Annotated in this window: 15 protein-coding genes; 10 read left to right on the forward strand and 5 right to left on the reverse strand. The window is 59.8% G+C overall.

The features are described from left to right. Positions 1 to 45: 45 nt before the first annotated feature. Positions 46 to 1,308: a penicillin-binding protein activator gene (locus tag AAF739_11990; protein MEM6383388.1), complete on the forward strand. Its 1,263-nt coding sequence runs from the start codon at positions 46 to 48 to the stop codon at positions 1,306 to 1,308. On the opposite strand, the gene hemW is transcribed toward AAF739_11990, so the two are convergent. The 3 genes from hemW to rph are packed head-to-tail and all read right to left on the reverse strand — an operon-like array spanning position 1,305 to position 3,887. After that, on the reverse strand, positions 1,305 to 2,513 hold the full coding sequence (hemW, locus tag AAF739_11995; GenBank protein MEM6383389.1) for a radical SAM family heme chaperone HemW: 1,209 nt from the start codon (positions 2,511 to 2,513) through the stop codon (positions 1,305 to 1,307). The two genes, AAF739_11990 and hemW, sit on opposite strands and share 4 nt — an antisense overlap. 2 nt (positions 2,514 to 2,515) lie before the next feature. Next, on the reverse strand, positions 2,516 to 3,166 hold the full coding sequence (gene rdgB, locus AAF739_12000; GenBank protein ID MEM6383390.1) for an RdgB/HAM1 family non-canonical purine NTP pyrophosphatase: 651 nt from the start codon (positions 3,164 to 3,166) through the stop codon (positions 2,516 to 2,518). Between the two features lie 4 nt (positions 3,167 to 3,170). Beyond that, positions 3,171 to 3,887, reverse strand: a complete 717-nt coding sequence (gene rph, locus AAF739_12005) for a ribonuclease PH (GenBank protein ID MEM6383391.1) — start codon at positions 3,885 to 3,887, stop codon at positions 3,171 to 3,173. A 117-nt stretch (positions 3,888 to 4,004) separates the two neighbouring features. Between rph and hrcA the strand changes: the two genes are divergently transcribed. From hrcA to AAF739_12020, 3 genes are all read left to right on the forward strand, one after another. After that, complete coding sequence (gene hrcA, locus AAF739_12010; protein MEM6383392.1) at positions 4,005 to 5,141, forward strand: heat-inducible transcriptional repressor HrcA; 1,137 nt, start codon at positions 4,005 to 4,007, stop codon at positions 5,139 to 5,141. Between the two features lie 90 nt (positions 5,142 to 5,231). Further along, positions 5,232 to 5,984 carry a nucleotide exchange factor GrpE gene (grpE, locus tag AAF739_12015; protein MEM6383393.1) on the forward strand — a complete coding sequence of 251 codons (753 nt, stop codon included), beginning with the start codon at positions 5,232 to 5,234 and terminating at the stop codon, positions 5,982 to 5,984. 107 nt (positions 5,985 to 6,091) lie between these two features. Then, a complete protein-coding gene (locus AAF739_12020) occupies positions 6,092 to 6,490 on the forward strand; it encodes a VOC family protein (GenBank protein ID MEM6383394.1) in 399 nt (132 codons plus the stop codon). A gap of 1 nt (position 6,491) precedes the next feature. On the opposite strand, the gene AAF739_12025 is transcribed toward AAF739_12020, so the two are convergent. Together AAF739_12025 and AAF739_12030 are read right to left on the reverse strand one after the other, a co-directional pair. After that, on the reverse strand, positions 6,492 to 7,421 hold the full coding sequence (locus tag AAF739_12025) for an SMP-30/gluconolactonase/LRE family protein (GenBank protein ID MEM6383395.1): 930 nt from the start codon (positions 7,419 to 7,421) through the stop codon (positions 6,492 to 6,494). Then, on the reverse strand, positions 7,418 to 8,077 hold the full coding sequence (locus AAF739_12030) for an alpha-ketoglutarate-dependent dioxygenase AlkB (protein ID MEM6383396.1): 660 nt from the start codon (positions 8,075 to 8,077) through the stop codon (positions 7,418 to 7,420). Before AAF739_12030 ends, AAF739_12025 begins: the two co-directional genes overlap by 4 nt. A 163-nt stretch (positions 8,078 to 8,240) precedes the next feature. Between AAF739_12030 and AAF739_12035 the strand changes: the two genes are divergently transcribed. The 6 genes from AAF739_12035 to pyrF all read left to right on the forward strand — a co-directional run bounded on the left by AAF739_12035 (position 8,241) and on the right by pyrF (position 13,372). Further along, complete coding sequence (locus AAF739_12035; protein MEM6383397.1) at positions 8,241 to 9,062, forward strand: hypothetical protein; 822 nt, start codon at positions 8,241 to 8,243, stop codon at positions 9,060 to 9,062. A 168-nt stretch (positions 9,063 to 9,230) separates the two neighbouring features. Next, positions 9,231 to 9,869 (forward strand): YceI family protein, encoded by a 639-nt coding sequence (locus AAF739_12040; protein MEM6383398.1) that lies wholly within the window; start codon positions 9,231 to 9,233, stop codon positions 9,867 to 9,869. Between the two features lie 101 nt (positions 9,870 to 9,970). Next, complete coding sequence (locus AAF739_12045) at positions 9,971 to 11,236, forward strand: cytochrome b/b6 domain-containing protein (protein ID MEM6383399.1); 1,266 nt, start codon at positions 9,971 to 9,973, stop codon at positions 11,234 to 11,236. A 162-nt stretch (positions 11,237 to 11,398) separates the two neighbouring features. Then, on the forward strand, positions 11,399 to 12,028 hold the full coding sequence (locus AAF739_12050) for a phospholipid methyltransferase (protein MEM6383400.1): 630 nt from the start codon (positions 11,399 to 11,401) through the stop codon (positions 12,026 to 12,028). A 39-nt stretch (positions 12,029 to 12,067) separates the two neighbouring features. Beyond that, positions 12,068 to 12,637, forward strand: a complete 570-nt coding sequence (locus AAF739_12055) for an NAD(P)H-dependent oxidoreductase (GenBank protein MEM6383401.1) — start codon at positions 12,068 to 12,070, stop codon at positions 12,635 to 12,637. Positions 12,638 to 12,652: 15 nt separating this feature from the next. Continuing rightward, positions 12,653 to 13,372, forward strand: coding sequence for an orotidine-5'-phosphate decarboxylase (pyrF, locus tag AAF739_12060; protein MEM6383402.1), 720 nt, complete (start codon positions 12,653 to 12,655; stop codon positions 13,370 to 13,372). Positions 13,373 to 13,374 lie beyond the last annotated feature (2 nt).

The following is a 13,374-nucleotide window of genomic DNA, read 5'->3' on the forward strand; positions in this document are numbered from 1 at the left end:
CTGAGATTGTTGGTCTGCCCATTTGTGGTGAAAAGGATGGACACCATGGCGAATAAAAAGGCGCCCCGGAAGCCGGACGAAGACGGCGTATCGTCGGCCGCCTCTCATAAACCGATGACCCGGCGTGTGGCCTCCCGAGGAATGCTTGGTGCGGGTTTACTCGGGTTAGCGGCGTGCAGCCCTGCAGGTTTCCCGGGCCTTGGCTCCGGAGGCAGAACGACAGGACCGCTGGTTGGAGCGACCCCATCCGTTCAACCTCAAGGGCAGGTGCTGGGCACCGGCTCGGCGCGGGTGGCCATGCTCCTGCCGTTGACCGCAACCGGAAACGCTGGGCAGGTCGGCCCGAGCTTCCGTAATGCGGCTGATATGGCAATTGCGGCGTTGGGCGGCTCGGATATTTCTTTGATCATCAAGGACACTGGTGGAACGCCTCAGGGTGCGGCTGCGGTGGCATCTCAGGCGCTTGCCGAAGGTGCGCAGCTCGTCTTGGGGCCTATTTTTGCGGCCGAAGTGCGCGCAGTTGCCGGGGTCACGCAGCCAGCGGGCGTGCCGGTGATCGCATTCTCGTCCGATGCGTCGGTCGCGAGCAGCTCGGTCAAGCTTTTGAGCTTTCTGCCAAGCTCTGATGCGCGGCGGATCATCAACTACGCCGCGGCGCAGAACCGGACATCCCTGGGTGCGTTGCTTCCCAACAATGCCTACGGGCAGATCATGGAAGCGGAAATGCGCCAGGCCGCTGCAACAGCCGGGCTGCAGGTTGCGACAGTGCAACGCTATGATTTGACGACGGTCGCCGTTTCCGCTGCTGCATCAGACATTGCGCGCAATCGGGCGCAGTTCAATGCCCTCTTCGTGCCCGAAGCGGGTGACATCATGGTGTCTATCGCGCAGCAGCTATCAGCCGGCGGGCTGACCCCGGAGAACACACTGTTTCTGGGTTCCGGGCAGTGGGAGGACGCAAGGGTTCAAAACAGCCCGGCGCTTGCCGGCGCTCTCTACCCGGCGCCCCCACGCGCGCAGTATCAGGATTTTGTCAGCCGTTACACCAGCCGCTACGGCAGCCAACCAACGCGGATCGCCTCGCTTGGTTACGATGCCGTTACGCTTGCCGCCGCACTGGCGCGGGCTGGCAACGGCCGGATCGACCCTGCCCAGCTTGACGCACCATCGGGCTTTTCTGGTCTCGACGGTATCTTCCGATTCCTTTCGAACGGCGTTTCGCAGCGCGGTCTCGCGGTTTATCGCGTGACAGGCTCGGGTACGGAAATCGCTTCCGCCGCGCCGCGCTCGTTCCAGGGCGTCTTTTAGGCTGCCAGATCGGCGACAACCGCGTCGAGAAGAAATGATCCCTCTCGCGTTGCACGCAGGCCATCGCCGCCATCGGTTTCGATAAACCCTTGCTCAATAAGCATATCGACCTGCTTTGGATCAAACGTCCTGCCACCTGAGAGCGTTTCGTAACGGGCGCGTGAGATGCCTTCGCGCAAGCGAAGCCCCATGACCAGATACTCATCGCCCATCTCTTCGGCGGTCAGCGCATCGTCTGCCACAAGGCCGTGACCAAACTGCTCGACCCGTGCCAGCCAGTGTTCCGGGTAGCGTTCGGTGGAGGTTGCGACACGCGGACGGAAAGGGTCATCGGCCTTGATTAAACGGCCATGAGCGCCCGGTCCGACTCCAACATACTCGCCGTAACGCCAGTAAACGAGATTATGCCTCGACGCAGCTTCGCTCGCGGCGTGGTTGGAAATCTCATAGGCTGACAACCCCCGAGCCGACGTCAGTGCCTGCGTCGATATGAACATTTCTTCGGCGATTTCTGGGTCGGGAACCTTCAGACGGCCTGCCTTGTGCAGGATCTCAAACTGCGTTCCGGGCTCAATGGTCAGCTGATAGAGCGATAAATGGTCAGCGGCGTAACCAAGGGCCGTGCCAAGCTCTTCTTCCCAGCGGTTTACCGATTGGTCTGGACGCGCATAGATCAGGTCAAACGAAATCCGATCGAACGCATCGCGAGCGATCTGAACAGCGCGCAGCGCATCGGCCGCGGAATGGGTCCTACCCAGAGCGTGAAGATCAGTATCGTTGAGGGCCTGAACGCCAAGTGAAACCCTGTTGACCCCAGCCTTGCGAAACCCTGCAAACCGGTCCGCCTCAACGCTTGTGGGATTGGCTTCGAGCGTGATTTCGGCGGATTTGCTGACCGCCCAGAGTTCGCGGATGGCGCCGAGGATCGTCTGAACCGTTTCAGGGCTCATCAGGCTTGGCGTGCCGCCGCCAAAAAAGATGCTTGAGACCGTGCGTCCCTTCGTACGCTCCGCCATCGCTTCCAACTCGGTTCGGAAGGCTTGCGCATAGCGCTCTTCGTCAACACCCTTGGCGCGAACATGTGAGTTGAAATCGCAATAGGGGCACTTCGAGGCGCAGAACGGCCAGTGCACGTAAACGCCGAAGCCAGCATCTTCGTCCCGCTTTATCGGCTGAAACCGATGATCCGTCGCCGCGCTGTCCACGGTCAGGCCGGCCCCGCCGATGCGATGGCGTTGAACAGTTTTTCGAACGCTCGCGCGCGGTGCGACAGGCCGCTGGTTTGTCCGGGAATCCAGCCGTGCTTCTCTTCGGCGGTCATCTCGCCAAACGTGATCTCAAAGCCCTCCGGCTTGAACATGGGATCGTAGCCGAAGCCCTTTTCGCCCCGTGGCGGCCAGACAAGTGTGCCTTCAACCTCGCCTCGGAACGTCACCTCAGAACCATCGATCTTGATGAGGGCAAGCACGGCAACGAAGCGCGCGGTTCGTTCGTTTGGATCGCGAGCACCGACGCTTTGGAGCTTTTCCTCCACCGTCCGCATGGCCATGGTGAAGTCGCGATCCGGACCGGCCCAGTCGGCGGTGTAGACCCCCGGGTCTCCGCCCAACGCATCAACGCACAAACCCGAGTCGTCCGACAGGCTCGCGGCACCCGTCGCGGCATAGCCCGCCCGTGCTTTGATCAGTGCGTTCTCTTCGAACGTCGTGCCGGTCTCTTCCGGCACCTCCAGTTCGAGGTCAGCCGCCGAGGTCACCGGCAGACCTGTCGGCTCCAGTAACTGCCGTAGCTCGTCGATCTTGCCGCGGTTGTGGCTGGCGATCAGAAGTCGCTCGCCAAACCCCTTGAGCGCGACCATTCTGTTAGCCCCCAACCGTCTGGGTTTGCAGCTCGATGAGTTCGCCAATGCCTTTCTTTGCAAGCGCAATAAGCTGAGCCAACTCGTCCTCGGAAAACGGCGCGCCTTCCGCCGTGCCTTGCACTTCGACAATCCCGCCGGAACCGGTGAGCACGAAGTTTGCGTCGGTTTCGGCCGCCGAATCTTCCAGATAGTCCAAGTCTAGAACCGGTTGGCCCTTGTAGATGCCGCAGGAAACTGCAGCCACCTTGTCCTTCAGCGCTGCGCCCTTAAGCATGGAACGGTGCTCCATCCACTGCAGGGCATCGTGCAGTGCCACCCAAGCGCCGGTGATGGACGCTGTACGCGTTCCGCCGTCGGCCTGAATGACGTCGCAGTCGACCGTGATCATCACCTCGCCCAGAGCCTTGAGATCAACCACCGCCCGCAAAGACCGTGCGATAAGACGTTGAATCTCGAGTGTTCGGCCAGACTGCTTACCGGTGGTCACCTCACGGCGCATGCGCTCATGCGTTGAGCGCGGCAACATCGCATACTCGGCCGTAACCCAACCTGAACCGCGACCGCGCAGCCAGCCAGGCACGCGGTCTTCCACGCTCGCAGCGCAAATCACCTTGGTGTTGCCAAAGCTCACCAGGCATGAGCCCTCGGCGTGGCGGGCAAAACCGCGTTCGAGTGTAACGGGCCGAAGGGCGTCGGCAGCGCGATTGGAAGGACGCATGGTTTCGCCTCTGCGAAGCAATGTGAAGGAATTGCCCGCCTTTACGCGTCACCGATCAAGCTTGCAAGACGCTTTGCAACTATGGAAGTCTCAGAAATCTTCCACTAAATCGTCCTTATGAGTGTAAACCCGCCCGGCTCCCGCCCTTTTGGAACCCTGTCAACTGAGGGTGACGCGACCTCACCGAGGCTCGAGGATCTCGATGAGCGGTCGCGCGACATTTTCAGGCGCGTCGTCGATCATTATCTCGAAGCGGGCGAGCCGCTTGGCTCGCGGACGCTGAGCCGCGACCTGGGGCGCAGCAACGCGCACACCTCGCTTTCTCCTGCGACTATCCGAAACGTCATGAGCGATCTGGAGGCGTTGGGACTGGTCTTCGCGCCTCACATCTCAGCGGGTCGGCTCCCGACCGAACTTGGGCTGCGCTTCTTTGTCGATGCCTTCATGGAGGTGGGGTCCATTGCGGAGGATGCGCGCAAGTCGCTCGACGCGAACCTCAACGCTAAACGCCAGACAGGGTCTGTTGAGGATGTCTTGGCGGAAACGTCCTCGCTCTTGTCGGGGCTCACAGCGGGCGCCGGGCTTGTGTTGGCATCGAAAGCGGATCGTCGGCTCAAACACATCGAGTTTATACGCTTGGAGCCGACAAAGGGTCTGGTGGTGCTGGTTGGCGAAGACTCACAGGTTGAAAACCGTCTGATTGACCTGCCGGAGGGATTGCCAGCATCCGCTCTGTCCGAGGCGAGTAATTTTCTGAACGCGCATCTACGCGGGATGACGCTCAGTGAGGCGCGCAAGGCGCTCGCCGAACAAGAGAAAGCACTGTCCGAAGAAGTTGGCAGGTTGACCCGCGCACTGGTCGACGCGGGTCTGGCCAGTTGGGCCGGAGCGGAAGAGGGCAACCCTCAACAGCTCATTGTGCGTGGGCGCGCTAACCTGCTCGAGGATGTATCGGCACTAGAAGATCTTGAACGTATCCGACTGCTTTTTGAGGATCTTGATTCAAAGAAAGAGTTGACGCGTCTTCTCAACGCTGCGGAGACGGCGGACGGTGTGCGCATTTTCATAGGTTCGGAAAACAAGCTGTTCTCCCTGTCGGGTTCCTCAATGATCGTTGCGCCCTATCATGACGATGCCGGCACGATTGTTGGTGCGGTCGGGGTCATTGGCCCGACACGGCTGAATTACAGCCGTATTGTCCCGGTGGTTGACTATACGGCGGGCCTCGTAAGTCGGCTAATGTCCTCAAGCTGACCTTGTGTGACGTTGCACACTTGATTTTTGGTGCCCTAGCCCTGATATCGCACACCCGATACGCGAACTGTGCAAGCGATGAGGATAATCATGAGCGGTGGGGACAAGTCAGCGGAGCAACGCGCGGCGGAAGACGCAGCCGCTGCCATCCATGCCGACGAGGCTGCCGAAGCCGCTGAGGAAGCCATCAACGAGGCCCTTGGAGACCTTGATGAGGGCGGAGAACCGAGCGCGTGGGAGACCGCACCGACCGAGGGCCCTGACTACGAGGCTGTGATCGGCGCGCTGCAGGATGAGATGGAGCAGATGCGCGAGATGCGTCTGCGCGATGCCGCGGAAATGGAAAACCTGCGCCGCCGCACGGCCCGTGAAGTTGCGGACGCCAAAAAGTTCGCAGTTTCCAGCTTTGCGCGCGACTTGCTTTCGGTTTCCGATAATCTGACGCGCGCGCAGACTGTCATCAGCGACGATGACAAAGCGGCTGCATCCGATGTTTGGCGTAACCTTCTTGAAGGCGTCCAGATGACAGAGCGCGAGTTGCTTTCGGTGCTCGACAAAAATGGTGTCAAAAAAATCGACCCCAGGGGCTCGCGTTTCGACCCCAACCAGCACCAGGCCATGTTTGAAGTGCCTGATCCATCTCAGCCTGCCGGAATGGTCACCGAGGTGGTTGCACCCGGTTTCATGATTGGTGAACGCGTTCTGCGGCCCGCTATGGTCGGTGTCTCGAAGGGTGGCCCAAAGATGGACCCGAAGGTTGAGCGGCGCGGAGCCGCTGAACCCGAGCAAGCGCCGAAGCCGACTGACGGTGCGCATACCGAAGGCGTCGATCGTTCGGTCTAAGCGGCGGAACTGTGACTCCCTGCCACTGTCATCTTATGCTAGTTTAACGGGGTGGTCCCGGGCGACCGGAAGACCTGTCGACGCTTACTGCCTCGGGGGAGATGCACATGACCGACCATGGCTATTTTCACTGGAATGAATTGATGACCCGTGATGTGGAGGGAACAAAGGCCTTCTACACCGATGCCTTGGGCTGGGATTGGGAGTCGATGTCGATGCCTGATGGTATGTACCACTGCGCTGTTGTCGGCGGTCAGATGGTTGCCGGGCTGTTCGACATCACCGGCCGGGACGAGTTTGCCAACGTACCCGCGTCATGGATGGCCTACATTGCGGTCGATGATGTGGATGCGCGGCTCGAAAAGGCGACCGCAAGCGGTGCCAAGGTCATGGGTGAACCATTTGACGTGCCCGGCGTTGGGCGGATCGCGATGGTCATGCAGCCTGATGGTGCCATGATCGGGTGGATGACCCCATCAGACGAGCCGATGCCAGCCGAAGGCTAAGCTAACTAAGCTTTGGCCCGGTCCAGAAGCCTGTCACACTCAAGTCCACCGCATAAAGGCTGGTCGAAGACGTGATGTAGAGCCGGGCCAAGTTTGGTCCGCCGAAAACGACGTTAGCGGTTTTCTCGGGTACCTTGATCTTGCCGATGAGAGTCCCGTCAGGCTCGAAGCAATGAACGCCATCGAATGCGCTGGTCCAGATGCGGCTATCGGTGTCGAACCGAAAACCATCGAATAAGCCTGCTTCGCATTCGGCGAACACCTCTCCGCTCGAAAGTGACATCCCATCTTCGGACACTTTGAAGCGACGCATATGATGCTCGCCGCTTTCAAAGTGCGTTGCGCCCGTGTCGACGATGAAAAGCTCGCTCTCATCGGGTGAAAACGCGATACCGTTGGGGCAGGTGAAATCGTTGGCTACCCGCGTGACCTCGCCGGATGGATCAATCCGATAAACGTGCCGCCCATCCTGCTCCATCGGGGCTTCGAACCCTTCATGGTTGGAGATGATTCCGTAGAACGGGTCGGTGAACCACACCGAGTCATCTGATTTCACCACCACATCGTTAGGACTGTTGAGCTTCTTGCCATCATACTGATCGGCGAGGGTGGTGATCGAGCCGTCGTGCTCAACGCGCGTAATCGATCGTGTGCCGTGCTCACACGCGACGATCCGGCCCTGGCGGTCCAGCGTCGAACCATTTGTGTAAGCGTCTTGACCCTTTCGGATTTCGCCGACCGAACCCGTCAGCTCGCAGTACCGCAGGCGCCTGTCGTTCGGAATGTCGGACCATATGACCGAACGCCACGCCGGAGAGTACACCGGTCCCTCGGACCAAACCGCGCCGGTCCAGAGTTTCTCCAGTGGTGCATCGCGGTTGATGCAAGCTTCAAAACGCGGATCGCGCACCTCGTAGATGTCGTGGCTCATTGTGTTTCCCCCAAGATGGCTGGGCTGGGTGTAACCCGCCTCATCGTTAGATTGATCCGCCCGGGCGCGTCGAGCAGCGTCGACGTTCCTGGATAGATGCGGCTCACGCCGTGATAGCAAAGCCGCGCCGGGCCGCCCAGCACCAGAACGTCCCCAGACGTTAGGCGGATCGCTTCGGTTTTGCCGCCCCGTGTCGGACCACCCAGCCGGAAAAGCGCGTCATCGCCCAGCGAAACGGATACAACTGGCGCGCCGAACTCTTGCTCATCGCGGTCTTGATGCAGCCCCATCTTTGCGTCCGGCCCGTACCAGTTGATCAAACAGGCTTCCGGCGGTGGCGCCGTCGGTGCCACGCTCTGCCACAGCGTGATCAAGGCGTCTGGGATCGGTGGCCAAGGCTCGTTCGTGGTAGGGTGATGGCTCTGATAGCGATACCCGGACCGATCGGCGACCCAACCGAGAGTTCCGCCGTTCGACATGCGTACCGACAGCGGCTTTCCGGTCCGCGGCATGGATGGAACGAAAAGCGGCGCCTTGCGCAGCATCGCGCGAATGTCCGCTACAAGTGAGCGTTGCGCGTCTCGATCAAGCGCACCGGGGAAGAGAAGGCACCCCGGTTGAGATGTTGTGACCGAGACAGTTGGACGAAGATCCATCCGATTAGGCCACCTTTATCCGATCCGTGGAGCGAACTGATCGTGGCGTGGCTTTCAAGGGCAGCACAGTGTTAAAGCTCCTTTTCAAGACGCTTGAGCGCTAAGCTCCATCCCTGTGAAGTTCAACATCGCAATGACACCTCGTTCAGCAAAGACACCCGACATGCCAAAGGTTCGGGTGGCCCATATTCATGTCCCAAAGTGTGCCGGTTCAACGGTCGAAGCCCATCTGAAAGCCTGTCTTGGTGAACGATATCTGACCGCGCCTGCCCGCGGTCGGAAAGCCGTTCTCGCTTATTCCGGCAGGAAGTACGATCAGCGAAAGCTGGCCGCCGAACGGACGAAGCTTGACGCCATTTCCGGCCATTTCATCGGGCGCTCGATCGCCACGGTGCTCAGCGACAGGCCGCTCGTCACGACACTCATCCTCCGCGATCCGATTGACCTGATGCTGTCTTGGGTCAACTTCCGAAACATGCGCTATGTCAGTCAGGGTCGAGGCGCAATCCCTCTTGAGGTTGCCTTGCGAGCCCTGCCCGATGAGCCAACAAGCAAGTTTCTGCTCGAGCGCTGGTGCGAGGTTCCGTGGCCTATACTCGCCACACTGTCGCGGGACCGCAAGCGCGCCATGCTTGATGAGGCGCTCGGAGACGTCGATACCATCGTGGATATCAGTGAAGCCGATCAGCTTGTTCGCTCCATGGGTGATCTCCTGGACATCGCTGCAAAGGCCCAACGGGAGAACACGTCGCAACAGTGGATGGCGCAGACCGGGTGGCGACCAATAATGCGTGACCAGCTTGATGATCGGCTCGTTGCTGATCTTTCCAGTCGCACGCAGCTCGATAGCTATATTTGGCGCCGCTGGGCGCTGAAGCAGGATATCGCGTTCGAGCCGCGCCCTGCCCGCCCATTTCTCGTCAGCGAATCGACCCGCGCAGTCGCACAGCTCCAGCGCCGTTGGCACCGCAGCAAAACTGCGTGAATAGGCCCTAGCCTCGCAACACAATTGCCGCATTGGTTCGCTTTGCTGAACGCAATGTTGTCGAAGACGAGGCTAGCTTTGCGAGAGCTTTGGTCTAAGTCACCGGCTATCGAATGCCGATTGGGGCGCGTCTGAAGATGATGCTCCGGCAACGCACAAGGAGCTATCATGTCCAAAGTTCAGCCTACCCGATCAAAGCTGAGCACCGCTTTGATCATCACAACAGCGCTCGCCGGCTTTGCGATGCCCGCGCAAGCTGCCGACCTCGCTATCCCCTCAGGAACCTACACCAACGACCCGACACACACATCGTTCCTCTGGTCGGTGAACCATCTCGGCCTGTCGGAATACACCGCACGTTTCAATACCGTTGAAGCAACTGTGGAACTCGACGCAGATGACATCTCGAATTCGACCCTCACAGCGACCATTGATATGGGCTCGGTCGATACAGATTTCCCGTTCCCCCAGAATACCGATTTTAATGCAGAGTTGCGCGGATCGGACTGGTTGAACGTGCCCGACCACCCGCAAGCAACCTTCACATCGACGCAGGTGACCAAAACCGGTGATACCACCGCGACGGTCGCAGGTGATCTGAGCTTTCGCGGTTTGACCTTGCCGGTCACGCTGGACGTCGAGCTGATCGGCGCCCTTGAGCAGCATCCGTTCATGCCGGTCGCCGCCTTCGGTATCCAGGCAACAGGGACAATCGACCGTTCCGAGTTTGGGTTTGATCGCTTTGTGCCCAATGTTGGTGCCGCTGTCGCCATAGAGATCAACGCTGAGTTCTTGCAACAGATGTAATCTCACAGCTGCCGCCAGAGGCCTGTACGCAATGCGTCAGCCCTTCGTTCGAAGCGGCGATCTGAAAACAAGCGCGGCCATTCAGGTTCGAGGAGCGAAAGATGGCAGTATCTGTATCCGGGTCTGTGATCGACCAAGACCGTTCCGACCAACGCTATTCGGCGGTGGCGATCGTCCTGCACTGGGCAATCGCCATCGCCATTGCTTTTCAGGTCATTGGTGGCAAGTGGATGGTATCCGCTGGGGCGCAGGCGACCCAAAGTGTTTTCACAATCTTCCAAATCCACAAGACCATCGGGCTGAGCATTCTTGCTCTGACCATCGCCCGGATTATCTGGCGGCTCGCCAACCCTGCGCCAGCCCTGCCTGAGGGCATGACGAAGTTAGAGATCGTCGCCTCGAAGGGCACCCACATTGCGTTTTACATCCTGTTGATTGCACTCCCGCTGACGGGCTGGGCCATGGCGTCGGTTTCCCCTACTGGCGTGCCGACGCTGTTTGCGTTGATCGAAGGGCTGCCGTTCGCGCATTTGCCCTACGGTGATCTGAGCCTAGACATGCGGCACACCGTCGAAGGCGTTTTCAAGAACGCGCATGCGTACCTGTCCTTCGCGATGGGCGGTCTGATCGCCCTGCACATCGCTGCGGCGCTCAAGCACCAATTTGTTGCCCGCGATAACTTAATTGCGCGGATGGTGATTTCGGCGCGTACGGCACCGATACGAGCGGGAAAGTTTTCGACAGGTTGCGCGGCATTTGGTGCTGCAGCGGTTTTCCTGGTTTCGGGCATTGCTTGGGGCATTGCCCAACGCGCGCCCGCTTCATCCTCTGTGGCTGCGGTGTCCTCTGAGCCGGTCGCATCAACACCGGGCGAGGCTTGGGTTATCGATCATGAGGCCAGCTCGCTCGGCTTTTCGATCACATTCACAGGTTCGCCCGTTGAAGGCAGCATCGCCACATGGTCTGGCGATGTCGTGTTTGACCCTGCCAATCTTGATGACGCGGAAGCCGTCATAACGATCGACGCGGCGTCCATTTCCATTGCCAATCCTATGTTGCAACCTCAGGCCGGAGGCGCAGATGGCTTTGATGCGGTCAACCACCCCGTCGCCATTTACGAGGCAAATGCGTTTCGCGCCAACGATGACGGCAGTTTCTCCGCCGAAGGGGAGCTGACGCTGCGGGGCGTTACAGCAGATGCGCCATTAACCTTCACCTTTGAAGAAACGGACGGGGTGGCGCGGGTGATCGGCGCAGCCGAGATCAACCGCCTCGACTTCGGCATTGGCGCGGTTGGCGCGGCCGATGAAAGCTGGCTGCAGCACACAGTGACAGTTGAGTTCACCCTTCAGGCAAATCGGCCCTAGGACTGCGCATGGGCCCATCATTGTTCCGTCATGGTGATCGGGCACGTCTCATCTGCGTAGAAGGTGGGTGTGTCGCGGTTGACAGGCGGAGAGAGGCACGCTTTCCCATCGCCAGACGCAGCCATGATGTGTGATTCTTGAACTTTGAAAAGCCTATCGGCGATGCCACCTAGCCAGCGATTGAACAAGCGTTCCACTCAGCACGATACGGATCGTACCCTGGCTGCAAAGCTTGTCGATGACGGGCGTTTTATTCGGCAATGGCTGGACAACCCCTTGTCAATTGGCGCAATTGCCCCGTCGGGTCCTGAGCTGGCCGCCGCCATGGCGCGGGCGGTCGAACCGAACGTTGCTGGGCCGATTGTTGAGTTGGGGCCGGGCACAGGCGTGGTGACCCAAGCACTGGGCGCGCGCGGCATTGACCTTGATCGCCTGGTGCTGATTGAAGCGTGCGACGGGTTCGCTCATCTGCTTCGTAAACGATTTCCAAACGCGTGTGTCGTGCAGGGCGACGCGTTCGCGTTGCGGTCGCATCTTGCTAAGGAAACGCTTCCCCTCGCAGCTGTGGTATCCAGCCTACCGCTGTTGACGCGTCCGTATGACGAGCGTCGCTCGCTGCTCCTTGACGCGCTTGATCATCTGGCGCCCGGTGGCGGTTTTATTCAGTTTTCTTACGGACTTGGACCACCCGTGCGCCCTGAGTCCGGCCTGTTCTCGGTGACACGATCGGGTTGGATTGTCCGAAACATGCCCCCTGCCCGTGTTTGGGTCTATCGTAAGTGCCTGACCTGACGCGATAGTCCCCGCCACCTCCTGACGAAAGCAACTGCCATGTCCGTCTCCTTTCTCGCTCTGTCCGGATCGACGCGTCCGGGATCATTGAACACGATGTTGGCGACCACGATGACGAAACTCGCCGCCGATATGGGCGCGGACGCGACCCTGATTTCTCTGGCGCAGTACCCGGCCCCACTGTTTGATCAGGAGTTCGAGGCCGCTAATGGCATTCCGCAGCCAATCCAGGAGCTTTATACGCTCATAGCCGCGCAGGACGCGGTTTTCCTAGCATCGCCGGAGTACAATGGCGGCTACACGCCGCTGCTGAAGAACACGATTGATTGGCTCAGCCGGGTGAAACCGGACGGACGTCACGCCTTTCGCGATCCGGTTTACTCATTGGGCGCCGTTTCGCCGGGCATGCAGGGTGGCGTGAATGGGCTTTACCAGCTGCGCCCGACTATCGCGCGGCTCGGCGCGATCGTGATGCCAGAACAATTGACCATCGGTGGAGGCGCGTCGGGCTTTGGCGAGGCCGGTGGTTTCAGCAATGACCGCACCACAAGTCTGGCGCAAGCTCAGCTTCAGCGATTGCTTGCGGTGGCAGGCAAGCTGAAAGGCTAGGCAGGCATGCCAGCAATGACGTCTGCTTCACCCGCAAAAGACCGCCTGGCCCTGGCTTTGGATGTGTCGGGCGCGGATGAGGCGCGTCGCATGCTGGATCGGGTTGGCGATGAGGTCGGCATCATCAAGATCGGCTATCAACTCGCTTTCTCGGGCGGGATGGATCTGATTAGAGAGCTGTCGCACGCGGGCAAGTCAGTGTTTGCCGATCTCAAGCTGCTCGATATCGACAACACCATGGCCCACGGCATTCGATCAGTGGCTGCGTTGGGCGCCACATTTCTCACCATTCACGCCTATCCGAAAGCGATGCGGACCGCCGTTGATACACTTGGTGATGATCACGCGCTAACGGTCCTGGGTGTGACCGTTCTGACGTCGATGGACGATACAGACCTATCCGAAGCCGGTTATGCCGGTTCGACCCAGTCGCTGGTGCGCCTGCGCGCTACCCAGGCGCAGCAGGCAGGCATGCCAGGGCTTGTTTGTTCGGCGCGTGAAGTTCCACTGCTTCGCGAACTTGCCGGGTCAGACATGCTGCTCGTAACCCCTGGTATTCGGTTTGCCGATGATGGGGCGAGTGATCAAAAGCGTATCGTCACCCCGGATCGCGCGATTGCTGATGGTGCTGACATTTTGGTCATGGGCCGTCCGATCACAGGAAGCGGTGATCCTCGTTCTGCGGCACGGCGCGCCGTGGAGGCAATTGAAGCCGGCCTAGAGGTCAGAGCCTGATC

Source organism: Pseudomonadota bacterium, assembly GCA_039024915.1.
Taxonomy (GTDB): domain Bacteria; phylum Pseudomonadota; class Alphaproteobacteria; order Rhizobiales; family MH13; genus MH13.

What these genes read in the sequence shown, in the direction of transcription:
- grpE (MEM6383393.1), top strand. Translation starts at nt 5,232, where the DNA reads ATGAGCGGTGGGGACAAGTCAGCGGAGCAACGCGCGGCGGAAGACGCA.
- AAF739_12035 (MEM6383397.1), top strand. Translation starts at nt 8,241, where the DNA reads ATGCCAAAGGTTCGGGTGGCCCATATTCATGTCCCAAAGTGTGCCGGT.
- AAF739_12050 (MEM6383400.1), top strand. Translation starts at nt 11,399, where the DNA reads ATGCCACCTAGCCAGCGATTGAACAAGCGTTCCACTCAGCACGATACG.
- AAF739_11990 (MEM6383388.1), top strand. Translation starts at nt 46, where the DNA reads ATGGCGAATAAAAAGGCGCCCCGGAAGCCGGACGAAGACGGCGTATCG.
- AAF739_12055 (MEM6383401.1), top strand. Translation starts at nt 12,068, where the DNA reads ATGTCCGTCTCCTTTCTCGCTCTGTCCGGATCGACGCGTCCGGGATCA.
- hrcA (MEM6383392.1), top strand. Translation starts at nt 4,005, where the DNA reads ATGAGTGTAAACCCGCCCGGCTCCCGCCCTTTTGGAACCCTGTCAACT.
- AAF739_12025 (MEM6383395.1), bottom strand. Translation starts at nt 7,421, where the DNA reads ATGAGCCACGACATCTACGAGGTGCGCGATCCGCGTTTTGAAGCTTGC.
- pyrF (MEM6383402.1), top strand. Translation starts at nt 12,653, where the DNA reads ATGACGTCTGCTTCACCCGCAAAAGACCGCCTGGCCCTGGCTTTGGAT.
- rph (MEM6383391.1), bottom strand. Translation starts at nt 3,887, where the DNA reads ATGCGTCCTTCCAATCGCGCTGCCGACGCCCTTCGGCCCGTTACACTC.
- AAF739_12040 (MEM6383398.1), top strand. Translation starts at nt 9,231, where the DNA reads ATGTCCAAAGTTCAGCCTACCCGATCAAAGCTGAGCACCGCTTTGATC.
- AAF739_12030 (MEM6383396.1), bottom strand. Translation starts at nt 8,077, where the DNA reads ATGGATCTTCGTCCAACTGTCTCGGTCACAACATCTCAACCGGGGTGC.
- AAF739_12020 (MEM6383394.1), top strand. Translation starts at nt 6,092, where the DNA reads ATGACCGACCATGGCTATTTTCACTGGAATGAATTGATGACCCGTGAT.
- AAF739_12045 (MEM6383399.1), top strand. Translation starts at nt 9,971, where the DNA reads ATGGCAGTATCTGTATCCGGGTCTGTGATCGACCAAGACCGTTCCGAC.
- rdgB (MEM6383390.1), bottom strand. Translation starts at nt 3,166, where the DNA reads ATGGTCGCGCTCAAGGGGTTTGGCGAGCGACTTCTGATCGCCAGCCAC.